The following is a 22,239-nucleotide window of genomic DNA, read 5'->3' as shown; positions in this document are numbered from 1 at the left end:
AGCCGCGTCAGGCCACGGACTCAGGGCGGCGTGATCCTGGCGCAGCACTGTCCCGGCACACTGTTCGGTGCGATGCGTTCCTCTGGTTCACCGCACGCCGCGGCGGCGCCCTGCAGGAAGGATCCGTTCATGGCGCAGACCACGTCCGGGTGCCCATCCGCGAGCCGGCGGAACGGGCAGTTGGCCAACACCAGGCCGCCATCCCCGTCGGGCCGTGGCTGATAGCCCTCCGCTGCCATGAACTCCGCCAGGCCCGGAGCTCCGGCAGCAAGCTCCCGGCCCTTGCGGTATGACGTGGCCCGCAGGGAATCGCCCACCGCGCCGCCCGTTTCCGTGGAGTGCTTAATGGCCGCAGCAAGCATCTCCCCGGCCAGATCGTAATTACGGTCAGGCACCGAGGCGCCCACTTCGCTTGCAGCAGGACGGTACATTTTTGCGGGGCGCCCGGAACCCGGGCCGGTCTTGCCGGCGGCCTTGTGGAATTCCACTGCCAGCACACCGTCCTGGACCAACCTGTCGAGGTGGAAGGATGCCGTACTCCGCGGCAGCCCCAGGGCCAGCGCAGCGTCGTCGCGCCCGACCGCCCCGTCCGAGGCGGCAATCAGCTCAAAAAGCTGCCGGCGTTTATCGTCGCCAAGCGACGCAATGGCTGCCATCCGACGTCCCCACGGAAGTCTGCGCATGACGGCCACCCTTCTAAAAACAACAATCATTGCGTAATCTAGCGATTCTCTCTAAAATTATGATACCTACTTTTAGAAGGACTCCACCATGAAAACCACAGCAGAAAACGTGTCGGCCGGCCGCCTGCAGACGATGGCGCCGGACCACCAGGCGTTCGTCCTGCTCCGCACGGTGTTCACCGTTGCGCCGATCCTCTTCGGGCTGGACAAGTTCACCAACATCCTCACCGACTGGACCATTTACCTCGCCCCCGCGGCCACCGACGCAGTGCCGGTTACGGCGCAGACCTTTATGTACGTCGTGGGCGTCGTGGAGATCATCGCCGGCATCTTGGTGGCCGCCCGTCCCCGGTTCGGTTCCCTTGTAGTGGCTCTCTGGCTGCTGGGTATCATCATCAATCTGCTGGTCCTCGGCAATTTTTACGATGTTGCGCTCCGGGACTTCGGCCTGCTGGTCGGCGCACTTGCCCTGAACCGGCTCTCACCCGCCGGGTCCTGGCGCCGCCACAGCTAGTTTGACGGCGGAACCACCACGAGGCGCGCTGCCACCTCGGCCTGGGCCGCGGCCAGCGTGGCAGCGTCGGGGCAGGAAACCGAGACGAACACCGACGATGCTGCGGCGCCGAAGACCCTGGCCATGACAGAAGTTGATTTGGCGCCGGACTGACCGGACTTTTCCAGAACCAGCACCTCAACGTTTGGTCCCGGCTTGGCAGGCTCACCGCCCCACCGCAGCGTGGCCGTCTTCAGGTAGGCGGGCAGGATGGTGGGGTCCAGATATGTAAAAAGGCCAACCGTTGACTCCCTATCGTCCGCCAACACCAGGGGTGACTGGTTGGTACGGACCTTGGCCGCGACCAGGCAGCCGTCGGCCTTCAGGTACTGGCTCTCGCCGGCCACATTGTGCTTGACCGGCGTCCACCCGGGCGCAGTCTTGAGCCCATCGGAGATCCCCACCGGGACCCCCGCGGCCAACGTCGCACCGGCAGAGAACGGCATGTCTTTGGCGGCCACTGCGGCGGCGTCGTGGCCTGGCGTGATGGTGGGAGTGGCCAGGACGGTGGCGGATTGATCCACTTTCGGGGCAGCCGGGTCCGGGACGCCAACACTGCATCCTGCGAGCGCCGTGGCGCCGAGCAGCGCCCCCGCCACGAGTACGGCTGCAGCCTGTGACTTCACGTCCACCCCAATATGCTTGCCGGACGGCCAACCTGCCGTCGTCATCCCAAAGTCTAGATGGCCCGCCGGCGCGGGCCGCCCACGTCAGCAGCCGGACGGCGCCGGGTACCACCTCGATGGTGAGGGGCAGCGCGCCGATTCTCTTGCCGTCGGCATAGGCCACAACACCGGAAAACGGAGAGCCGCACTGTGGTCTATGCGCGCAGCTCGAGCACCTCCATGCCCGTGAACGGAAATTATCGACGGCGGCCGCGCCCGCCGTGCCGCGTTTGCCAAAGGAAGCCTGCGGGTTGATGGCGACGGCGGTCCTCATGGCTGCATGATGCCAGCGAAGGGAACCACTTCCGCCAGCGCAGTCGTTGTGTGGACAGCCGCTAAACTGGGCCGACCGGGCTGCCATGCCGTGGACTGGCCAGACGAACAGAAGGATGAGTGCTTGACCGAGAGCAGCAGCTCCCACTACGAGGTGCTCCGCGTCGCGGTGACAGCCACCGACAAGGAGATCAAGGTGGCCTACCGCCGGGCTGCGCGGACGGCACACCCGGACCATGGCGGGGACGCCGCCGCTTTCCGCCAGGTGACGGCAGCGTACGAAACCCTGATCGACCCCTCGCGCCGGAAGGCCTATGACCGCTCGTATGCAGCCGGAACCCCTGCCGGGGCGGCCAGCTCGGAAGCGCACTATGATGCTCCGGCCGCGGGTAGTCATGCCTCAGCCACCGTGCACCGGCCCAGCACGCCCCGCAGCACCGCCGGCGACCCCGCGCTGTACCTCCCGCCGTACGACGCCGCCGCCTTCGAAGCGGCCGGGACGGTCCCACTCATCCCGTTCAGCCAGGCCAGCCAGCAGGTCCACGGCATGCCGCGCAAACGCGGAATTTTTGGCGCCGATGCCCGGATACAGCGCGAAATGCGTACGGTGCAGCTCATCACCCGGCAAGTGCTGCCGGCCATCCCGGCGGCCCGGCTGGTCAACGGGCTGCAATCCCCCGCTGACAACAGCCACATCGACCATGCGCTCCTGTCCGGCTACCGGGTGGCCCTCATCGGTTCAATGCTCCTGCCGAAGGGGGCCTATGCCTGGGACGGACAGACCCTCAACCATGGCGGCCGCTCGATCGCCCCGCCGCAACTGGCCCACGTGGTCCGGGCCATGCAGGACATCTTCCCCGAGCTGAACGTCACCGGCTGGACAGTCATCCACAGCCCTGACGGGAACCTCCACGAGCCCGTCATCGACCGCCACCGGCGCACGGCCGGAGCAGGCGAAACCGTTCAGGTGGTCAACGCCGCAGGCCTGGTCCGCGGCCTCAAACACTTCCTGTCGTCCGGTCCGAGACCCAATACGGTGAACGTGCCCATCCTTGCCAGGCTGCTGCGCGGCATGCACTGAATCTGACTGGCTAGGATTGGACCGTGTTCCGAATCCTCTTCCACTCCCCCGAAATCCCCGGCAACACCGGCAATGCGATCAGGCTGGCCGCCATCACCGGCACTGAACTGCACCTGGTGGAACCCCTGGGCTTTGATTTTTCCGACGCCAAGCTCCGGCGGGCAGGCCTCGACTACCACGACCTCGCCGTCGTGACTGTCCACAAAACCATCGAGGACGCGTGGCGTGAGCTGCAGCCGGAACGGGTCTACGCCTTCACCGCCGACGGCAGCGCCAGTTATGCGGACATCACCTACCTGCCCGGCGATGTACTGATGTTCGGCCAGGAATCCGTGGGCCTGCCCGAAGCGCTCAAGCGCGACCCGCACGTCACCGCCACCGTGCGGCTTCCCATGCTGCCTTCCCTGCGTTCGCTGAACCTTGCCAATGCTGCCTCGATTGCGGTGTACGAGGCCTGGCGACAGCAGGGATTCGCCGGCGCCCAGGTCTGAGCACCGTATCCAGGCACCCGCAGGCCCATCCGCCACGCTGCCGGCACCGAATAACTCCTGACAGCAATTCCAGGCGATGAAGGAGCGGCAGGTGAAACTGTTACAAGCCGAGCCGGCAATCGAGCTGAGCGCCTTGCACGCTGCAAGGTACAGCCCCGGCGGCAATGCCCCGGATTCACCGTCTGGCAACCTATGCTTGGGAGTGATGGAAACTCCCAACGCGCCAAACTTCGAGGCCCCGGCCGCAGCCACGGTCTCACCGGCGGATCTCAGCCAGCGCCTGGCCGCGCTCCTCGCCCGGATTGCGGGCGCCGATCAGGCCGCCTTTGCGGAGTTCTACCAGCTAACCTCGCGCCGAGTTTTTGGCATGGCGCGCCGGGTCCTCATTGATCCCGAGCTCAGCGAAGACACCACCCAGGAGGTTTTCCTCCAGGTCTGGCAGAACGCCGGGAAGTTCAACCCGGAGGCAGGCAGCCCGCTGTCGTGGCTGATGACCATCTCGCATCGCAGGGCAGTGGACAGAGTGCGCTCGTCGCAGTCGGCCACCGACCGCGAGGCAAAGTACGGCGCCAGCAGCCAGGACGTGGCCCACGACTCGGTTTCAGCCGAAGTGGACAGCAAGCTTGAGGCTGAGGGGGTGGTCCGCTGCCTGGAAACGCTGACCGAAACACAGCAGGAATCCGTGCGGCTCGCCTATTACGGCGGTCTCACGTACCGCGAGGTCGCGGAGAAGCTTAATGCCGCCGTACCCACCATCAAGTCCCGCATCCGCGACGGACTGATCCGATTGAAGACCTGTCTGGGGGTGAGTTGAGATGACAGAAATGAATAGTCAGGGAGCCGCCCGCCGCCCCGGGTCTTTCGGCGTTGAGATCGCTGCCGACCTGGATTCCGGGCGGGCAGTGGACCTTGCCGAGCTCTACGCCCTGGATGCGGTCAGCGAAGATGAACGCGCTGCCATTGACCGGTATGTCGCCACGGCCCCCAAAGCTGAGCGCAATTCGTTCCTGGAGCGCGTTCGCCAAGCAAGGGAGACACTCGCCATATCGTTTACGGCACAGGAGGATCCTCCCGCGGATCTGTTCGTCCGCATCGTGTCGCAGTTGCCGTCCCTTGAGCAGGTCCCTGCCGCCGGACCAGCTGTAAGCACAGCCGCCGTGCAGCCGCCGGCAGAAGCCGTGGATGAGCTGTCCGCGGCCAGGCTCCGGCGGGAAGCACGACGCCAACCCGCCGGGGCACGCCGCTGGCTGGCCGCGGCAGCAGCAGCTGCAGTGATCGCGCTGGGTGGTGTCGCCGTCGGCAGCTACGTCGCCGACCAGAACGATCCACTCAACCAGGTGGCCCGGGCCGGGGACGTCCGCGAGGCGTCAGTCCCCGTCGCTGCGGGCGGAACGGCAACGGTCCTGATCTCCTCCTCGAAGGATGCCTTGGTCGTCAAGATGAAGGACGTTCCGGCACCGCCGGCCGGCAAGGTCTACCAGATGTGGCTGATTCCCAAGGACGGCTCGGCACCTGTTTCGGAAGGCCTGATGGACGAAGCAGCGCTGTCCAGGCCGGCCGTGGTGAAGGGCATCGCGTCGGCCGCAGCGCTCGGCATCACCGTGGAGCCGGTGGGCGGCTCGTCTACCCCGACCTTCCCCACCGTGGCAGCCGCACCGCTGGGTGCCTGACAGCACGGCTTTCCTCCCCACCCCCGAGTTTTTGTCCAGATAACGGGCTTTAAACGGCGTTTAAAGCACGTTATCTGGACAAAAACTCGTTAGAAGCCGGCTATGGTTCCCGGTCCGTTGACGGCGACCACATGGAATGCTTCGGCGCTTCGGCCATCCGCCAGTCTGCCACGACGCGCGTTCGCCAGCATTCCGTTCCGCACGGCCGCCTCCATGGCCGCGAGGTCGGGATGCTGGCTGACGTGAACATGGATCGCGTCGAGTTTGGCTGCCACGTGGTCCGTGACGTCCACGAAATGGTTCTCCCGCTCCTCCGGCCCGGCATAGAGCCACAGCCAAGGCAGCTTGTAGGCGGCCAGCCCGGCCTCTGCCAGTTCGGGGTAGGCGAAGGGATTTTCAACCGCGGGATAGACGGCCCGTGTCACGGCCTCCCCCACGGCGAGGTGGTCCGGGTGGCTTTTCTGGAGCCGGCTCCAGTTCCGCTCCGGATGCATGGCAAGCACGACGTCGGGACGGACTTCCCGGATCAGCTTCACCACACCTTTCATCACCTCGTGCGTCGGTTCCAGGTAGCCGTCGCGCTCGTGAAGGTAGTGGATGTCGGTGACGCCCACCAGCTCGGCGGCCCGTCGCTGTTCGGCTGCCCGGAGGGCGATGATCTCCGCACGGTCGGCGGGGTCGAAGCCCCCTGCATCGCCGTCGGTCATGATGCAGTAACTGACTTGGACGCCGGAGGCTGTCCAGGCGGCGATGGTCCCCGCGGCACCGAAGTCGATGTCGTCCGGGTGGGCGGCGAAACAGAGCACCCGCCCAATCCGGTGCGTGTCCGGGTTGAACGGGCTCTGTGCTGCGGCAGCGGGGTCAGCCAAGGTCAGCCTTTGCGCTTCTTGATTTCTTCCGCGGCCTGCGGGAGGACGTCGCGGAGGTCCCCGATGATGCCGAAGTCTGCGATCTCAAAGACCGGTGATTCGGCGTCCTTGTTCACGGCGACGATGACCTTGGCGGTCTGCATGCCGGCTTTCTGCTGGATGGCGCCGGAGATGCCCGCGGAGATATAGAGCTGCGGGGAAACGGTTTTGCCGGTCTGGCCCACTTGGGCGTCGTGGCTGATCCAGCCGGCGTCGGTGGCCGCGCGGGAGGCGCCCACTGCGGCACCCAGGGCGTCCGCAAGCTGTTCCACGGGGCCGAAGTCGCCATCCACACCGCGTCCGCCGGCCACCACGATGCGGGCATCGGCGAGGTCCGGGCGGCCGCTGGCCACCTTCTGTTCGCGGGAGGTGATGCGCGCCGCCGCTGCGGTGCCGTCTGCTGGAACCTCGATGGTGGAGGTCTCCGGCGCTGTGGCTGCGGATGCGGGCTCAGGGGTGACGCTGTTGGCCTTCAGCGTCAGCACCGAAACGGGCGTGGTGGCTTTGGCAGCTGTGGTGTAGGACCCCGCTAGGACCGACTTGTGTGCAGTACCGTCGGCGTCGACCGCCACAACATCGGTGATGACGCCGGCGTTGAGCCGGATGCCGAGCCGCGCGGCGATTTCCCTGCCTTCCGGCGAGTTATCCAGGAGCACGGTGCCGGCACCCGCAGCGCTGGCGGCGGCCGCGAGGTAGGCCGCCTTGGCTGCGACGAGGTAGTCGTCCAGGTCCGCGGCGGAGGGCTGGAATACTGCGCTGACGCCATATTCGGCGAGCGTGGCCGATACACCCGCGAGCAGCTCGCCGTTGACGGCAACAGCGGTTTCGCCGAGGGAGCGGCCAACGGTCAGGAGTTCCAGGCTGCCTTTCTTGAGGGCTTCGCCGGGGTGGTCAATGAAAACAAGTACGTTTGCCATGTCTGTGATCCCTCTTAGAGCAGCTTCTGGGCGGCCAGGAAGTCGACGAGCTTGATGCCGGCGTCGCCTTCGTCGGTGATGATGGTGCCCGCGGTCCGCGGCGGGCGTTCCTCGGCAGTGGTCACCGTGGTCCAGGATCCGGCGTGGCCCACCTGCGCGGGATCCACGCCGATGTCTGAGAGCGACAGGGTGGTAATGCTCTTGCGCTTGGCCGCGATGATGCCCTTGAAGTTGGGGTAGCGCGGCTCGTTGATCTGGTCCGTCACGGACACGACGGCTGGCAGGGACGCTTCGACGGTCTCCGAGTAGGTGTCGGCGTCGCGGCGGGCGGTGAGCCGGCCGCCGTCGACCGTCAGCGAGGACGCGAAGGTGACCTGCGGGAGACCGAGACGCTCGGCCAGCTGTGCCGGCACGAGGGATGTTTCGCCGTCGGTTGAGGCCATTCCGGTGAGGACAAGGTCAACCGGGCCGCCGGCACCGAGGTGGCGGATGGCGGCCGCGAGGGCAAGCGACGTGGCGGCCGCGTCTGAGCCGGCCAATGCGCTGTCCGTGAGGTGCACGCCTTCTGTGGCGCCCATCTGGAGCGACTTCTTGACTGCGTTCACGGCACCGGACGGCCCCATGCTCAGGGCGATGACCTGGTTGCCGGCCTTGGCGCCGCCGCGGGCCTCGGCCAACTGCAGGGCCGCCTCCAGCGCATACTCGTCAAGCTCCGAAAGGATGCTCTCGTCGCGGTCTGTGGTGTGGCCCTCTCCGTTGAGGTGGCGGTCGAACTGGGCGTCCGGTACATGCTTGACCAGGACGATTATTTTCAATGTCTCTTCCACTGTATTGACAGCAGCCTTCCATGCTTGTGGACAGCCAGCCGGGTGGGGTCATGGCCTCGGAACGCCCGGGGTACGGGTAGCTCTAGCTAACCATATAGCCGTGTTCCGTTGCCGTCCCGTTAACGCCTGTGTCACGGCCTGCCCGCAGGTTATGACCACCGGGACAACGCCCGACGGCGGCGATCACCGTGGTGAGCGCCGCCGTCGTGATGAGCTTTCTGCCGAACTTCCTACTGATCCGCTGCCGTGCCGAGCGTGACGTCGAACGTCTGCTCCGGGCCGTTCCGCAGGACGGTGATCTTGACGGTGGAACCGCCGGCCTGCTCGCGGACCGCCGCTGTCAGCTGGTTGGGCTCGCTGATGGCCAGGTCGTTGAACTTAGTCACCACATCGCCCACTTTGATGCCTGCCTTGGCCGCTGCTGAATTCGCTTCAACCGTGGCCACATCCGCTCCGACGGAGAATCCGGACGAAGAGCCGCTCGAAGTCTTGTCTTTGACACTGACGCCCAACTGGCCATGGGACGCTTTGCCGGTGTTGATGATCTCCTGGGCAACACGCTTTGCCTGGTTGATCGGGATGCTGAAGCCTACGCCGATGTTGCCGCTGGAGGAGGTGGAATTGGACCCGGCGGAGGCGATGGCCACGTTGACGCCGGTGATTTCACCCTTCGAGTTCACCAGGGCACCGCCGGAGTTGCCGGGGTTGATGGCGGCATCAGTCTGGATCACGTTGATGGAGATGGATCCCTGGTTGGCGGTGCTGTGCCCCTGCCCGCCGCCTGGCGGCGCGAACTGGAAGCCCTGGTCGCCGCCCTGGGAAGTGTCGCCCTCTTTCGGTGCTGCCGAGGAGGCGACGCTGATGGTCCGGTTCAGGGTTGAGACAATGCCGTCCGTGACCGTACCGGTGAGGCCAAGCGGGGAGCCGATGGCGATAGCGGTGTCGCCCACATTGAGCTTGCCGGAATCTCCGAGGGTTGCCGGGGTGAGGCCGGCGGTGTCGTCCACCTTGATGACTGCGAGGTCAGACAGCGGGTCGGTGCCCACGAGCGTGGCCTTCAGCACTTTGCCGGTGCTGGTGCGGACCTCCAGGGTTGCGTTGGCGCTCTGGCCATCGAGGGTCACCACGTGGGTGTTGGTCAGGATGTGGCCCTGGCCGTCCAGGACAATGCCTGACCCGGTGCCGCCCGAACTGCCGCTCGTGGCACTGATGGTCACCACGCTCGGCGACGCCTTGAGCGCTGCAGCCGTAATGGCGTTGACGTCGTCCTTGTTGTTAACGATCACTGTTCCCGGCTGGCTGCTGCTAACGGCCGCCGGTGAGCCGTTGTCAAAAAGATTTCCGGAACCGACCGTCCCCACCGCGCCGCCCACGAGGCCAGCGGCGAGGATGCTGGCCACCAGGGTTCCGACGCCGAACGAGGCTTTCCGGCGCGGCGCGTCAGCGGGGTTGGGGACGGAGTTGTACTGGGCAGAGTTGTAGGGTCCGGTGTAGCCGCCCGGGAGCGCTGAATGCGCTCCGTGCTGGGCATACTGGTTGCCCGCGTTCGTCTGGCCGTAGGAATTCTGGCCTTGCGTCTGTTGGTTCTGAGCCTGCCGGCTCTGCGTCTGCTGGCCGTAGCCCGGCTCGCGGGGAGGATAAACCGGACGGGGCGCACCTGACAGTTGCTGAGTGGGGTTTTCAGGCGCCCCGGAGCGGTCCAGCCGCTCCGTGGGATTGGACTGGGCGCCAGCGCTGCTGCGGGTCTCAGCAGGGGTCACGGCCGGATTCCGGTTCTCGTCCGGTTCCCGGTTGCCAGGCGCTGCACCCGGGGTTGGGTTCTCAGTCATTGGACTTCCTTTCATCCTCGTCTGCATTAACTATGGACCGTCTGACTGGAACTGGGGCGTACGTTTGCTGTGAGGTTCCTGAGAGCGCGGTTTGGTCCGGTACCGGCCCTGTTGAGGGGGTTTCGCTGGTGGCATATTTGACCGCGCTGGACGCCCCGATAGGTGCACCATAGAATCAAAAGGAATTGCCACAGCGACCTGCGGCTTTACACCACGCGTGGGGGCGTTGCTGAATTCTGAGACGCTCATTCGTCCCGAATCGGTGTCAGGCGTGCTGAAGGGTTGCACATGCGGTCAAAGTTCAAACATATTCTCGCCGTGATCGGCCTGACCGGGCTGCTCGCGGTTCCCGCCGGTACGGCCTGGGCTGAGGACCCGGTGGCCATCCCGTCCGGCACCAACATCGTGGATAAGGCAGACATCCTGGGCAGCCGCCAAGGCGAGGTCAAAGATGCCATCCAAACGCTTCTGAAGGACCACAAGTACAACCTCTACGTGGTAACTGTGGACTCGTTCACGAATCCCGCCGACCCCGCGGCCTGGGCCCAGCAAGTGGCAGCGAACAAAGGCATGGGCCGGGCCGACGCGATCCTGGCCATTGCGGAAGAGGGTAAATTCAGCTTTGTTCTGAACTCGGCAAGCACGATCAAGTCAAAGCAGTCCAACATCAGCCAGAATGCTGTCACAGCGAACCTGGCTGGCGGCAAGAAAGACTTCGCACAAGCAGCAATCGACACCGCCAAAGCGATCGGCGACGCGGCAGGTGGCGGCAGCGGCAGCGTTCCGTCGGGTGACAGCGCCGGGGCAGGCGTCCTGGTAGGGACGGGCATTGCCGTTGCGGGCGGAGCCGGCGCTTACCTCTACTTCCGCACCAGGCGCAAGAAGGCAGCGCTGGCATCGAGTGCCAGCTACGGTCCACAAGGTGCTGAGCTCGATCCGCTGGCTGCCCTCAGCATCGAGGAACTCCGGCGCAAGAGTGGCTCCCTCATTATCGAAGCCGACGACGCCATTAAGTCCAGCGAACAGGAACTCGGATTCGCGGAGGCACAGTACGGCGACGCCGCGGTAGGCAACTTCACCAAGGCGCTGGCCGAGGCAAAAGCCCACATGACCGAATCCTTCAAGCTCCAGCAGCAGCTGGACGACCATATCCCGGACACCGAAGAACAGCAGCGCAGCTGGCTTGGCGAAATCATCCGCCGGTCCGAAGCAGCACTCGGGTCGCTTCAGGAGCAGAAAGCAGACTTCGATTCCCTGCGCGAACTGGAGAAAAACGCCCCGCAGGCCCTGGCCGCTGTCAGCGCCGGAGCACGCGAGGCCGATGCGAAAATCGCCACCGCCGAAGAGTCGCTGACCGCGCTGCGGGCCAAGTACGCCGACAGCGCCCTGGTACAGGTCGCTGACAACATCACGCAGGCCAAGGAGCGCTTGGCCTTTGTCCAGAACGCCACCGCCACTGCCCAGGAAAAGCTCACAGGGGGTGAAGGAAGCCTTGCAGCTGTGGCAGTGCGCGCGTCGGAAGAGGGCCTGCACCAGACCAACGTCCTGCTCGACGCCATCGCCAGGGTGTCCGCCAGCCTGGACGAGGCCCGCACAGGCCTCGAGGCTGCCGTCGTCGAAACCGCCCAGGACCTCGCCCAGGCGAAGGCCATGATTCAATCCGGCGAACACCCCGAGCTCGCCGGTCCGGTGGCGGGAGTTGAAGCTGCCCTCGGCCAGGTCAAGGCCGAAATTCAAGGCGGGAAGATCGATCCCATCGCCACCCTCCAGCGCGTTGAGACGGCGCACCAGGCTCTGGACCAGTCCCTGACCGGCATCCGGAACCAGCAGGACCAGGCACGTCGCGCCCAAGCATCACTGCAGCAGACCATCATGTCCGCACAGGCACAGATCAGTGCCACCTCGGACTACATCACCGCCCGCCGTGGCGGCGTCGGCACCGAAGCCCGTACACGGCTCGCAGAGTCCCAGCGCAATCTTGACTACGCGCTGTCCATCTCGCGCAACGATCCTGTCACTGCCCTGACCTACGCCCAGCAGGCACACGCCCTCGCCGCACAGGCAGCACAGCTTGCCCAGGCCGACGTCGATAACTTTGGTGGCTACGCCAACCAGGGCTTCGGCGGCGGGGGTATGTTCGGGGGACGGGGCGGCCGTGGTGGCGGCCTCGGCGGCGCCATCCTTGGCGGCATCCTCATCAACTCCATCCTCAACGGTGGCGGCGGCGGGGGCTGGGGTGGCGGACACAGCGACGGCGGCGGCTGGGGCGGCGGGGATTCCGGTGGCGGCTTCGGCGGAGGAGACTTCGGCGGCGGGGACTCTGGAAGTTTCTGATCCGACGAGCTCGGGCGCCGGCGGGAATGAACCTGCTGGCGGATACCAAGCGGTACAACAACTGTTCACTGATTTTCAGTGGCCACCACTGAGCAGGACGAAAGGTAACACCATGGTTAAGCAGTCCATTTTCGGTCGAATCGCACAGCTTGCAAAGGCAAACATCAACACGTTGCTGGACAACGCTGAGGATCCGCAGAAGATGCTGGACCAGATGGTCCGGGACTACACGAACAACATCGCGGAAGCTGAATCTGCTGTGGCCCAGACCATCGGCAATCTGCGTATGCTCCAGGATGACTACCGCGAGGACGTCAAGAATGCCCAGGACTGGGGCAACAAGGCACTCGCCGCATCGCGTAAAGCCGATGAATACCGCGGCGCCGGGGATGTGGTTGATGCCGAGAAGTTCGACAACCTCGCCAAGGTAGCCCTGCAGCGCCAGATGTCTGCGGAGAGCGAAGCCAAGGGTGCTGAGCCGAGCATCGCCTCACAGACCGAGGTGGTGGACAAGCTCAAGAGCGGCCTGGACCAGATGAAGGGCAAACTCAACGAGCTGACCAGCAAGCGCAACGAACTGGTGGCCCGCTCCAAGACCGCCGCAGCACAGGCCCAGGTCCACGACGCCATCAAGAGCATTGACTTCATGGATCCCACCAGCGAGGTTGGCCGCTTCGAAGAGAAGATCCGCCGTGAAGAGGCCAAGGTCCGCGGCCAGCAGGAACTCGCCGCGTCGAGCCTGGACGCCCAGTTCAACCAGCTCGAGGATCTTGGCGAGCAGGTGGAAATCGAGGCACGCCTGGCCGCCCTGAAGTCAGGCGGCACGAAGCCCGCCCTCGGCGCCTCCGGCGCGTCCGCCCGGTCCGGGTCAACGGTGGATGAGGCCGACTTCGACAAACTGTAGCCGCTGGTGTCCGCCGTTTGGGCGGGCCCCGGCCGAGGCCGGAGTTCATGGTGAACTCCGGCCTTTGCCGTGACAGGACAAGCCAGGCGCGGCTGCCGCGCGAAATTTACTGCGGGGACGGCAGGGACAGACGCGCCGTCCGGGTGTGTAGCGTGGAGTCCATGGCCTCCCCCGCTGCAACGTCCATCGTCTGGCTCCGTGATGACCTCCGCCTGGACGATAATCCTGCGCTCTCCCGCGCCGTCGAGCTCGGCCTGCCGCTCACAGTGGTCTACATCCTTGACGAGGAATCGCCCGGGATCCGCCCCCTCGGCGGTGCCGCCCGGTGGTGGCTGCACCACTCGCTGACGTCCCTCGCCGCAGGTCTGGCGGGAACGGGCTCCGCCCTTACGCTCCGGCGCGGACCGGCCACCCGGGTAATCCGCGAACTGGTGGAGGAAATGGGTGCCCGGCACCTGCTCTGGAACCGCCGCTATGGGGGTCCCGAGCGTGCCCTGGATGCGGAGACCAAGGCGTGGTCGGCAGAGAACGGAATCGAAGCCGAAAGCTTCCAGGCCAACCTCCTCTTCGAGCCATGGACCATCACTACCGGCAGCGGTGGCCCCTACAAGGTGTTCACGCCCTTCTGGCGGGCCTGCACGGCCTCAGGCGAACCCCGCACGCCCCTGGAGGCGCCGGCGCGGCTCCGCTTCCCCGGCACCGGCTCCATGACGGCCAGCAGCGACACCCTGGCGGATTGGCACCTGCTGCCCGTGTCCCCCGACTGGAGCGGCGGCCTGGCGCGGACCTGGGAACCCGGTGAGGCAGGGGCGCACCACCGGCTGGATGACTTCCTGGCCGGACCGGCCGAGGAATACGGTACCGGGCGGGACGTGCCCGGGGTTGAAGGGACCAGCAGGCTCTCCCCCCACCTCCGATTCGGCGAGATCAGTCCGTTCCGGGTCTGGCACGAGATCCGCCTCCGTTTCCCCCGCGGGGCGACGCCCGACGTCGGGATCTTCCGTTCCGAGCTCGGCTGGCGGGAGTTCTGCTGGCAGCTTCTCTATGCAAATCCGCAACTGGCCACCCGCAACTACCGTCAAGAGTTCGACCGCTTCGAATGGCAGGAACCCACCCCCGCCGAACTCGAAGCGTGGCAACAGGGCCGGACTGGATATCCGCTGGTGGACGCGGGAATGCGGCAGCTGTGGCAGACAGGCTGGATGCATAACCGGGTCAGAATGGCCGCCGCATCGTTCCTGGTCAAAAACCTCCTCGCCGACTGGCGGCTGGGCGAAGCCTGGTTTTGGGACACCCTGGTGGACGCCGACGCCGCCAGCAACCCTGCGAACTGGCAGTGGGTGGCAGGCTCCGGCGCCGATGCGTCCCCTTACTTCCGGATCTTCAACCCGGTGACGCAGAGCAAAAAATTCGATGCCGAGGGCCGGTACCTGCGCGAGTTCATTCCGGAGCTGGCCCCGCTGGACCGTAAGGCCATCCATGAACCGTGGACGCAGCCGGATTTCGAGGGCTATCCTTCACCGGTGGTGGGACTCCATGAGTCAAGGCAACGTGCGCTGGCCACTTACCAGAAGCTCAAGGAGCAGCAGCAAGGCTGAAATTCCGCCAAGCGGCGGAGCCGGCTGTCAGCGGCTGACTTTGCCCGTCAGGGAGGCGATAGGTCGGAGGAAAATCGGGCGCGCCAGGACCCATGCTGCCACCATAACGGCAACCGACACGACGAACACCCAGAACCCAAACCAGCCGGCGTCGTCGTCGCTGCCGCCGTACATGTGGTTCAGGTTCCGCAAGGCGCCAGTGGCGAGAACAAAGAACACGTGCACCACGATGAAAGCGACGAAATAGATCATGACCGGGAAGTGGATGGCGCGTGCCAGCTCCATGGGGTAGGCCCTGTTTAGGGCCACTGCCTTCTTGGGCCAGGCGGAAGAAGTCCGGATTCCGGAGATGAAGGCCAGCGGCGCGGCAATGAAGACCGTAGCGAAGTACGTCAGCAGCTGCAGCGCGTTGTAGTTGACCCAGCCGTTGTCGGTGGGCCAGTTGAGCGAGGCGTACTGCAGGGCCGCCGAGAGCGCGTTGGGGATAACATCCCAGCTGGTGGGCACAATCCGCATCCACTGACCGGTGGCGAACAGCAGGGCAACAAACACCAGGCCGTTCAGTATCCAGAGCGCGTCCAGCGTCAGGTGCAGCCAAAGCTCCAGGGTGATCTTGGTCGGTGGGTTCTTGGTCTTGATCAGGCCTTTGTTGTTGCGGGTCCAGTGCCCGCTGGGGCGTGTGGTGGTCCGCACCTGCCAGCCGGTCCTGATGATGAGCAGCAGGAAGAACCCATTCAGGAAGTGCTGCCAGCCCAGCCAGGCCGGGAAGCCCAAGGGCGCACCTTCGGGAAGTTCCGAATGGCCCGGATAATCAGCCAGGAACGAGGCCACCGCCGGAAGGCCGGTCAGCCATTTGGCCAGCAGCACCACCAACACCAATGCCACAAGAACGGCCGGAACACCCCAGTAGAGGCTGGACCGCTTGCCCGTGGCGGAGCCGGGCTTCTTCGTGGGTGTGGACATCGAACAACATTCCTCTCGAGAATGACTGACCAGTACTCAAAGGTGAGGCTATGCGAACGAGAATACAAGGAACCAGCAGTAATCGGGCAAAAGAAGACCCCGGCCGGCGTAATGCCGGTCGGGGCCTTTCACATGGTTGCGGGGACAGGATTTGAACCTGTGACCTCTGGGTTATGAGCCCAGCGAGCTACCGAACTGCTCCACCCCGCGTCGCTTGATCAACACTACCCTAGTTTCACGGAGACAATTACCAATCGCGCCTGACCGCCATCTCACACCCACCCATCCAGAGTTTTTGTCCACTTAATGCCCCGCACGGCGGCAACACCACCCATTAACTGGACAAAAACTCTGGATGCAGGGGTTGGCGGTTTAAACCAGAAAGTCCGGATCCTGTTTCCAGAATCCGGACTTTCCGCCAGTTGCGGGGACAGGATTTGAACCTGTGACCTCTGGGTTATGAGCCCAGCGAGCTACCGAACTGCTCCACCCCGCGTCGCAAGATCAACTCTACCGTCCGGTGCACGGGAGGCCAAATCCTGGTGGCGTGATGTGTGTCTCGCTGGTCCGCCGTCAGTTGGCAGCTGAAGGCGAGGGTGTGGCTGACGGTGTAGCTTCCGGCGAAGGCTTGGCTTCAGGGGCGGGCGCCGGGATCTTCCCGTCGGCGTCAAGAGCCTTCTGCAGGGCGGCAGCCAGTTTCTTCTGCTCTTCCCCATAGGCGGCAAAGTCGCCGGCGGCCAGGGCCGTCTGGCCCGCCTTGATGGCGGCGTTCGCGGCCTCCAGGGCCGCCTTGAGGTCCGCCTGGGCGCCGGCACTGGCCGGGGGCGTCTCGCCCGGTGTGGCAGGCGTCTGGCCGGTGTTGGCAGAGTCGCCGGCAGCCGCACCGGAGTCACCGCCGAAGAGTTGCTTCAGCGCGCCGTCGAGCGTCGGTGCGAAGCCCACCTTGTCACCGAAGGCAACCAGCACGCGCTGCAGCGTCGGGTACGAGGTCTCGCCGGTGGACTTGAGGTAAACAGGCTGGACGTAGAGGATGCCGCCACCAACGGGCAGTGTCAGCAGGTTGCCGTTAAGCACCTCCGAAGCGCCCTGGCGCAGAAGGTTCAGGGCCTGGGACACAGTGGGGTCCGAGTTGAACTTGTTCTGGGCCTGGCCCGGACCGGGAACCTGGATCTCTGGCGGAATCTGGAGCAGCCTGAGCTTGCCGTAGGTGTCAGCCTTCACGCCCTTCTGATTACCGGCGTCCGAGTCAGCGGCGAGGAAGCCGTAGAGGACGTTCCGGGCAGTACCGTTGACGATCTGTGGAATGTAGGAGGAAGTCAGCTGGAAGGCCGGCCTGTCCTGGTCGGGCATCTGCAGCGACATGTAGAAGGGCGGCTGCTTGACGTCGGTTTTCACAGTGGGATCATTGGGAACGCTCCAGACATCCTTCGCCTGGTAGAAGCTGCCCGGATCAGTGACGTGGTACTTGCCCAGGAGTTCACGCTGGACCTTGAAGAGGTCCTCGGGGTAACGGACGTGGCTCATGACGTCCCCTGACATCTCCGAGTACGGCTTCAGGGACGTGGGGAAAACCTTCTGCCACGCCTTCAGGATGGGGTCCTGGTCGTCCCAGGCGTACAGGGTTACACTGCCGTCGTAGGCGTCGACGGTGGCCTTGACGGAGTTCCTGATGTAATTCACCGAGCTGTTCGGCAGCGCAACCGACCGCCCGGCAGAGGTCTGCGAGTCGGTGGTGGCGGCCGAAAGTTGTTCCTGCTGCGAGTACGGGTAGTACTGGCTGGTGGTGTATCCGTCGACGATCCACTTGACGCGGCCGTCCACAAGCGCCGGGTAGGCATTGCCGTCAACGGTGAGGTACGGCGCGACCTTCTCCACACGGTCCCGCGGACTGCGGTCGTAGAGGATCTGGGATTCCGGGTTGACACCATCGGACAACAGCATGTCCGAGGACTGGAACTTGATGGAGTAAAGAATCTTATTGAAGAAGCTGCCCACATTCGGGCCGCCGTTGCCTGCGAAGGTGTATTGGTTGTCCCCCTCACCCTGCTTGCCGGAGGGCCTGTCCTGCTCACGGGGGGCGGTGCCGTCGGGCGCGCCAACAATGGAGTACTCCGGAGAGTTTTCGCCGAAGTAGATCCTTGGCTGGTACGTTGAATCGTCGCCCAGGACACCGGTGGAAGGAATTCCGGACTGGAGGAACTCCGGCTTACCGTCAACGGTGAACTTGTTTCCCTTGGCCGCGACCACGCCGTAACCGTGGGTATAGACAACGTGCTGGTTCAGCCAGCCCTGCTGGTTCGTCGCGACGTTGACCGGGTTCAGCTCGCGCACGGCGATGACTGTGTCCTGAATCTTGCCGTCCACCTCGTAGCGGTCCACATTCAGGGCCTTCGGGAACTGGTAATACGGCCGGTACTGCTCCAGTTGCGAAAACGCGTCGGAGATCAGGTTGGGGTCCAGCAGCCGGATGTTGGCAGTGGTCTGGGCGTCCGGAGCCAACGCGCCCGTGGTGGCCGTATTAGTGGCGTTGTAGCGGTCCACCTGGATCTGGTCCAGGCCATAAGCGGCACGGGTCATCCTAATGTTCCGGTCAATAAAGTCCCTCTCGAGCGTCTGCTCGGAAGGCCGGACCTGGAATTGCTGGATGACCCACGGGTATACGCCGCCCGCGAGGATCGAGGTGATGATTAGCATGGCCGTACCGATGACCGGCAGGCGCCAGCGGCCGATGATGGCCGCAACGATGAAGAGGATGGCCACCAGGACGGCAGCGACGGCGAGGATCGCCTTGGTGGGGATCACCGCGTTGACGTCAGTGTACAACGCGCCCGCCCAGCGACCGCCGTTGCTCTGCAGCGCAGAATAGCGGTCCAGCCAGAAGTTGACGCCAAGCAGGATCAGGAAACTTGCGCCGGTTACAGCGAGGTGGATCTGCGCGGCCCTGCTGGTGAACACGCCGCGTTCCAGCAGACGGATGCTGCCGTAGAGGTAGTGCGTGAGGATTCCGGCGATGCCGGCCACCACCACCACGCTAATGAGGAAGCCTGTGATGAAGCCCAGGAACGGCAAGGTCATCACGTAGAAGCTGAGGTCCAGGTTGAAGAGAGGGTCTTGCTGGCCGAACGGCTGCTGGTTGAAGAACAGCAGCACCTTCTGCCACTGGCTGGCGGCCGCGCTGCCGGCGAACAGACCGAACAGGATGGGCAGCCCCACCATCACGACGCGGCGGACCGGTTCGAGCTGTGCCTGGTACCGGTTGAGGTTGTCACGCATTTCAGAGTCCGGCGCGTATACGGGCCGGGCACGGTAGGCGATCCGGATGGCAAAAAAGACAGCCAGGAACATCAGCGCGAAACCGGCGAGGAAGATCAGGATCCGGGAGAGGTTTTCGGTAAGGAACACTTCGAAGTAACCGAGCTGCTGGTACCACAGGACGTCAGTCCACACATTGGCGAAGAAGATAAAGCCCACGACTATAAGGGCGACAACTATCAGGGTGGGTGTCAGTGCCCCGCGTCGTGAGGGGGGTCTTCCGGGCGGGATGGGGCTGGTGGGACGGGACAAGCGCAGTACCTCATAGCTGATCGTCAGATTTACATTAGGAGCGTGCGTGCGGCTGACGTCCGGCACCGGTCAAGCGTGTGGCAACGTCCGTCATATCTGCCACGAGTGGCGGTAAAGCTTAGTTCCTGGGCTCAGTCTAGTTGGTTGTGCAGAGCGGCAAAGCGGACGTGTCCTGCCCTGATCCGGCCAGCTCGACGGCGGCGCGTGCCTGGGCGAGATTCTCCACTTTAACTACCTGCATTCCTTCCGGGACGTGGCCCACAACGTCGTCACAGTTATCTGCCGGGGCCAGGAACAACGTGGCTCCCCCGGCACGCGCGCCCAGCATCTTCTGCTGGATCCCGCCGATGGGACCCACTGCGCCGTCGGGGGTGATGGTACCGGTGCCGGCAACGTGCTTGCCTCCGGTCAGGTCGCCCGGTGTGACCGTGTCAATAATGCCCAGCGAGAACATCAGTCCGGCGCTGGGGCCGCCCACCTTGTCCAGGGAAATCTTCACGTCGAACGGAAACGTGAACAGGTACTTCAGCTTGACCCCAAGAATGTAGCGGCCTGCTCCGTTCGCCATGGGGGTGATGCTCTGGCTGATGGACTCCCCTGCCCGCTGCACCACCAGCGCGGCCGGGGCACCCTGGCCGGCGGCCAGTTCCTCCTGCACCACGGCGAGGGACGTGATCGGCTTGCCGTTAATTGTTTCGAAGATGTCGCCGTCTTCGATCTTGCCCTTCGACGGCGAACCATCGGAAAGCCCCGCTGCCTGCAGTTGCTGGCCGAAGGGAATGTCGAGTCCCCTCAGTGCCGACGCAACGGCGTTCTCCTGCGATGTGGTCATGGCCACCGAGCTTTGTTCCTCTGCCTGCTCCTTGGTAGTACCTGTGGGGTAGATGAGCTCCTGCGGGTAGACGGACTTGGACCCGTCCAGCCAGGCCCCAAACGCCCCCAGGATGCTGACCGGGCCGTTAGGGCCGCCGTCGACGTACACGGTGGTCAGATCCAGATTGCCGTTCGCCGGATAGCTTTCGTGGCCCGTGACGCTGATCACCGGGCTGCCCTGCGTCTGGCCGAGTGTGTTGAAGGTGGGCCCGGCTGATTCCACAACGTAAGGCACCGGGATAGTGCCCACTGCAATCCCCAGCCCCAGCGCCAGCATTCCGGCAAGCATCATCACGGAGACCCGCCTGTCGCCCGGCCGGTAACGGCGCGGGGCAAACCGTTTGGCAGGCGCCGGGCCCACCGGTCTTTCTTCAGGGCCTCCGGCACTCAGGATTGCAACGGCGTCGAGCTCGGGAGCGTGGTCCTCGTTTGGATGGTCGCCACGGGTTGTAGTCACTGAACCAACACTACGCGGTGGCACCCACGGCAGGCTCTTTGCCTACAGCGAACGTCGCGCCTGTCCGGCAGACAGCCGCCGCGGCCCGGGGTACCGTGAAGTTGAACGCACAAACTGATGATCGGCGGGACCATGACCTCCAACCCACTTAATCCGTCCAACGGCGATGACACGCCGAAGGATCCGTTGACCGAGATGCTGCAGAACCTGATGGGCGGCAAGGGTATGGAAAACTTCGACCCCGCCGAACTGGCAAAAGCAGCCGGCCTGCCGGACGACCCCAACCTCCTGGCGCAAATGTTCTCGCAGGTCCAGGCGATGATGAGCGCCCCCTCGGAGGGGCCCGTGAACTGGCAGCTCGCGCATGAGAACGCCCGCAGGGTTGCCGCCAGCACCGCCGACCCCTCCGTCACGTCCGGGCAGACCCGGGCCGTGGACGAAGCCCTCCGGCTGGCCGAGCTGTGGCTCGATCCCGTAACGGATCTGCCTGCCACCGGCCTGATTGGCCGGGCCTGGTCCCGGGCGGAGTGGGTGGAAGCCACCCTGGGAACGTGGAAGCGCCTGACTGAACCGGTCGCCAACAGCATCGCCAACGCGCTCTCCAGCGCCATGACCGAGCAGATGCCTGAAGAGATGAAGTCCATGATGGGCGGGGCATCGTCCATGCTCCAGAACATGGGCGGCGCCATCTTCGGGATGCAGTTGGGGCAGGCCATCGGCGCACTCTCCGGCGAGGTGGTCAGTTCCACTGACATCGGGGTTCCCCTCGCCGACCTTGAAATGGCCCTGCTGCCTGCGAACGTTGCCTCCTTCGGCGAGGGCCTGAGCCTGCCCGAGAACGACATCCGCCTGTTCCTTGCCGTCCGCGAAGCAGCTCATGCGCGCCTGTTCGTCCAGGTCCCATGGCTCCGTGGCCATCTGCTCGGTGCCATCGAGGCGTACGCCCGCGGTATCCACATTGATACATCCCGCATCGAGGAACTGGCCCGGGACCTTGACCCGAGCAACCCCGAAGGCATCCAGGAGGCACTGTCCAAGGGCGTCTTTATGCCGCAGCGGACGCCCGCCCAGGAGCAGGCCCTCGAAAAACTGGAAACGGCCCTGGCCCTCGTTGAAGGCTGGGTGGACGAGCTTACGGCTTCCGCCACGGAGAAGATGCTGCCGTCCGCGGCCGCCCTCCGGGAAACCGTCCGGCGGCGCCGCGCCACTGGCGGCCCGGCTGAACACGCCTTTTCCTCGCTCGTGGGACTGGAGTTGCGTCCGCGCCGCCTGCGGGAGGCCGCCACCTTGTGGGCAGTCCTCAAGGAGGAGCGCGGTATCGCGGGGCGCGATGCCATCTGGCAGCACCCGGACCTGCTGCCCACCGCCGCCGACCTCGATGACCCCCAGGGCTTCGGCGGCCGCCGTCAGCTCGCGGAGGCCAGCGACAGTGAAGTGGATGATGCCCTGCAGAAACTGCTGAGTGGCGGCTTCGACGCGCCGCAGGATGCGGCGGGCGACGGCGATTCCCAGTCCGGTCATCCCGACGCAGGTTCGGGTGGCGGAGATTCCGCCGCGGGCACGTCCGGGGATCATGATTCGAGCACCGGCGACTCCGGCGCGGGAGATCCCGACGCCGGTGATGCGGACCAGCCCAAAGGCTAGCCGGG

18 protein-coding genes and 2 tRNA genes are annotated in these 22,239 nt (G+C 65.0%); 9 read left to right on the top strand and 11 right to left on the bottom strand.

What is annotated here, in order from left to right:
• Positions 1–20: 20 nt before the first annotated feature.
• Positions 21–683: a helix-turn-helix transcriptional regulator gene (locus tag ABIB27_RS00475; RefSeq protein ID WP_354213919.1), complete on the bottom strand. Its 663-nt coding sequence runs from the start codon at positions 681–683 to the stop codon at positions 21–23.
• Between the two features lie 88 nt (positions 684–771).
• Here ABIB27_RS00475 and ABIB27_RS00470 point away from each other — a divergent pair, with 88 nt between their 5' ends.
• A complete protein-coding gene (locus ABIB27_RS00470) occupies positions 772–1,197 on the top strand; it encodes a hypothetical protein (protein ID WP_354213918.1) in 426 nt (141 codons plus the stop codon).
• Here the strand turns inward: ABIB27_RS00470 and ABIB27_RS00465 are convergent.
• Positions 1,194–1,868 carry a hypothetical protein gene (locus tag ABIB27_RS00465; protein WP_354253334.1) on the bottom strand — a complete coding sequence of 225 codons (675 nt, stop codon included), beginning with the start codon at positions 1,866–1,868 and terminating at the stop codon, positions 1,194–1,196. The genes ABIB27_RS00470 and ABIB27_RS00465 overlap by 4 nt on opposite strands.
• Positions 1,869–2,298: 430 nt before the next feature.
• On the opposite strand from ABIB27_RS00465, the gene ABIB27_RS00460 reads away from it, so the two are divergent.
• The 4 genes from ABIB27_RS00460 (at position 2,299) to ABIB27_RS00445 (ending at position 5,416) form a co-directional block, all read left to right on the top strand.
• Positions 2,299–3,255, top strand: a complete 957-nt coding sequence (locus ABIB27_RS00460; RefSeq protein WP_354213916.1) for a J domain-containing protein — start codon at positions 2,299–2,301, stop codon at positions 3,253–3,255.
• 23 nt (positions 3,256–3,278) lie between these two features.
• A complete protein-coding gene (locus tag ABIB27_RS00455) occupies positions 3,279–3,746 on the top strand; it encodes a tRNA (cytidine(34)-2'-O)-methyltransferase (protein WP_354213915.1) in 468 nt (155 codons plus the stop codon).
• Between the two features lie 205 nt (positions 3,747–3,951).
• On the top strand, positions 3,952–4,560 hold the full coding sequence (sigK, locus tag ABIB27_RS00450) for an ECF RNA polymerase sigma factor SigK (protein WP_354213914.1): 609 nt from the start codon (positions 3,952–3,954) through the stop codon (positions 4,558–4,560).
• Position 4,561: 1 nt separating this feature from the next.
• Complete coding sequence (locus ABIB27_RS00445; RefSeq protein ID WP_354213913.1) at positions 4,562–5,416, top strand: anti-sigma factor; 855 nt, start codon at positions 4,562–4,564, stop codon at positions 5,414–5,416.
• 89 nt (positions 5,417–5,505) lie between these two features.
• Here ABIB27_RS00445 and ABIB27_RS00440 read toward each other — a convergent pair whose 3' ends face one another.
• The 4 genes from ABIB27_RS00440 to ABIB27_RS00425 all read right to left on the bottom strand — a co-directional run bounded on the left by ABIB27_RS00440 (position 5,506) and on the right by ABIB27_RS00425 (position 9,897).
• On the bottom strand, positions 5,506–6,285 hold the full coding sequence (locus ABIB27_RS00440; protein WP_354253333.1) for a PIG-L deacetylase family protein: 780 nt from the start codon (positions 6,283–6,285) through the stop codon (positions 5,506–5,508).
• Positions 6,286–6,287: 2 nt separating this feature from the next.
• Positions 6,288–7,241 carry an electron transfer flavoprotein subunit alpha/FixB family protein gene (locus tag ABIB27_RS00435; protein WP_354213911.1) on the bottom strand — a complete coding sequence of 318 codons (954 nt, stop codon included), beginning with the start codon at positions 7,239–7,241 and terminating at the stop codon, positions 6,288–6,290.
• A 14-nt stretch (positions 7,242–7,255) separates the two neighbouring features.
• Complete coding sequence (locus tag ABIB27_RS00430; RefSeq protein ID WP_354213910.1) at positions 7,256–8,056, bottom strand: electron transfer flavoprotein subunit beta/FixA family protein; 801 nt, start codon at positions 8,054–8,056, stop codon at positions 7,256–7,258.
• A 242-nt stretch (positions 8,057–8,298) separates the two neighbouring features.
• Complete coding sequence (locus ABIB27_RS00425; protein WP_354213909.1) at positions 8,299–9,897, bottom strand: S1C family serine protease; 1,599 nt, start codon at positions 9,895–9,897, stop codon at positions 8,299–8,301.
• A gap of 288 nt (positions 9,898–10,185) precedes the next feature.
• On the opposite strand from ABIB27_RS00425, the gene ABIB27_RS00420 reads away from it, so the two are divergent.
• The 3 genes from ABIB27_RS00420 (at position 10,186) to ABIB27_RS00410 (ending at position 14,733) form a co-directional block, all read left to right on the top strand.
• Entirely contained in the window at positions 10,186–12,231 is a 2,046-nt protein-coding gene (locus ABIB27_RS00420) for a TPM domain-containing protein (RefSeq protein WP_354213908.1), read from the top strand.
• A gap of 112 nt (positions 12,232–12,343) precedes the next feature.
• Positions 12,344–13,135: a PspA/IM30 family protein gene (locus ABIB27_RS00415; protein WP_354213907.1), complete on the top strand. Its 792-nt coding sequence runs from the start codon at positions 12,344–12,346 to the stop codon at positions 13,133–13,135.
• Between the two features lie 161 nt (positions 13,136–13,296).
• The gene (locus ABIB27_RS00410; protein WP_354213906.1) at positions 13,297–14,733 is read left to right on the top strand and encodes a cryptochrome/photolyase family protein; all 1,437 of its coding nucleotides are present in this window, start codon (positions 13,297–13,299) and stop codon (positions 14,731–14,733) included.
• A 27-nt stretch (positions 14,734–14,760) separates the two neighbouring features.
• Here the strand turns inward: ABIB27_RS00410 and ABIB27_RS00405 are convergent, their stop codons facing one another.
• From ABIB27_RS00405 to ABIB27_RS00385, 5 genes are all read right to left on the bottom strand, one after another.
• A complete protein-coding gene (locus tag ABIB27_RS00405; RefSeq protein WP_354213905.1) occupies positions 14,761–15,696 on the bottom strand; it encodes a cytochrome b/b6 domain-containing protein in 936 nt (311 codons plus the stop codon).
• Between the two features lie 133 nt (positions 15,697–15,829).
• Positions 15,830–15,906 (bottom strand) — tRNA-Met (locus ABIB27_RS00400).
• A 212-nt stretch (positions 15,907–16,118) separates the two neighbouring features.
• Positions 16,119–16,192, bottom strand: a tRNA-Met gene (locus ABIB27_RS00395).
• A 77-nt stretch (positions 16,193–16,269) separates the two neighbouring features.
• Positions 16,270–19,239 (bottom strand): UPF0182 family membrane protein, encoded by a 2,970-nt coding sequence (locus tag ABIB27_RS00390; RefSeq protein ID WP_502909099.1) that lies wholly within the window; start codon positions 19,237–19,239, stop codon positions 16,270–16,272.
• Positions 19,240–19,396: 157 nt separating this feature from the next.
• Complete coding sequence (locus ABIB27_RS00385; protein ID WP_354213903.1) at positions 19,397–20,590, bottom strand: YlbL family protein; 1,194 nt, start codon at positions 20,588–20,590, stop codon at positions 19,397–19,399.
• Positions 20,591–20,722: 132 nt separating this feature from the next.
• On the opposite strand from ABIB27_RS00385, the gene ABIB27_RS00380 reads away from it, so the two are divergent.
• Positions 20,723–22,234 carry a zinc-dependent metalloprotease gene (locus ABIB27_RS00380; protein ID WP_354213902.1) on the top strand — a complete coding sequence of 504 codons (1,512 nt, stop codon included), beginning with the start codon at positions 20,723–20,725 and terminating at the stop codon, positions 22,232–22,234.
• The last annotated feature ends 5 nt before the right edge of the window (positions 22,235–22,239 follow it).

Origin of the sequence: Arthrobacter sp. UYEF21, from assembly GCF_040546085.1 — a bacterium.
GTDB lineage: Bacteria > Actinomycetota > Actinomycetes > Actinomycetales > Micrococcaceae > Arthrobacter.
This window is presented reverse-complemented; position numbering and strand designations above follow the sequence as displayed.

Excerpts from the sequence above, each read along its gene's own strand:
- ABIB27_RS00470 (WP_354213918.1), top strand. The coding sequence starts at position 772 with ATGAAAACCACAGCAGAAAACGTGTCGGCCGGCCGCCTGCAGACGATG.
- ABIB27_RS00415 (WP_354213907.1), top strand. The coding sequence starts at position 12,344 with ATGGTTAAGCAGTCCATTTTCGGTCGAATCGCACAGCTTGCAAAGGCA.
- sigK (WP_354213914.1), top strand. The coding sequence starts at position 3,952 with ATGGAAACTCCCAACGCGCCAAACTTCGAGGCCCCGGCCGCAGCCACG.
- ABIB27_RS00420 (WP_354213908.1), top strand. The coding sequence starts at position 10,186 with ATGCGGTCAAAGTTCAAACATATTCTCGCCGTGATCGGCCTGACCGGG.
- ABIB27_RS00425 (WP_354213909.1), bottom strand. The coding sequence starts at position 9,897 with ATGACTGAGAACCCAACCCCGGGTGCAGCGCCTGGCAACCGGGAACCG.
- ABIB27_RS00380 (WP_354213902.1), top strand. The coding sequence starts at position 20,723 with ATGACCTCCAACCCACTTAATCCGTCCAACGGCGATGACACGCCGAAG.
- ABIB27_RS00410 (WP_354213906.1), top strand. The coding sequence starts at position 13,297 with ATGGCCTCCCCCGCTGCAACGTCCATCGTCTGGCTCCGTGATGACCTC.
- ABIB27_RS00405 (WP_354213905.1), bottom strand. The coding sequence starts at position 15,696 with ATGTCCACACCCACGAAGAAGCCCGGCTCCGCCACGGGCAAGCGGTCC.
- ABIB27_RS00475 (WP_354213919.1), bottom strand. The coding sequence starts at position 683 with ATGCGCAGACTTCCGTGGGGACGTCGGATGGCAGCCATTGCGTCGCTT.
- ABIB27_RS00445 (WP_354213913.1), top strand. The coding sequence starts at position 4,562 with ATGACAGAAATGAATAGTCAGGGAGCCGCCCGCCGCCCCGGGTCTTTC.
- ABIB27_RS00435 (WP_354213911.1), bottom strand. The coding sequence starts at position 7,241 with ATGGCAAACGTACTTGTTTTCATTGACCACCCCGGCGAAGCCCTCAAG.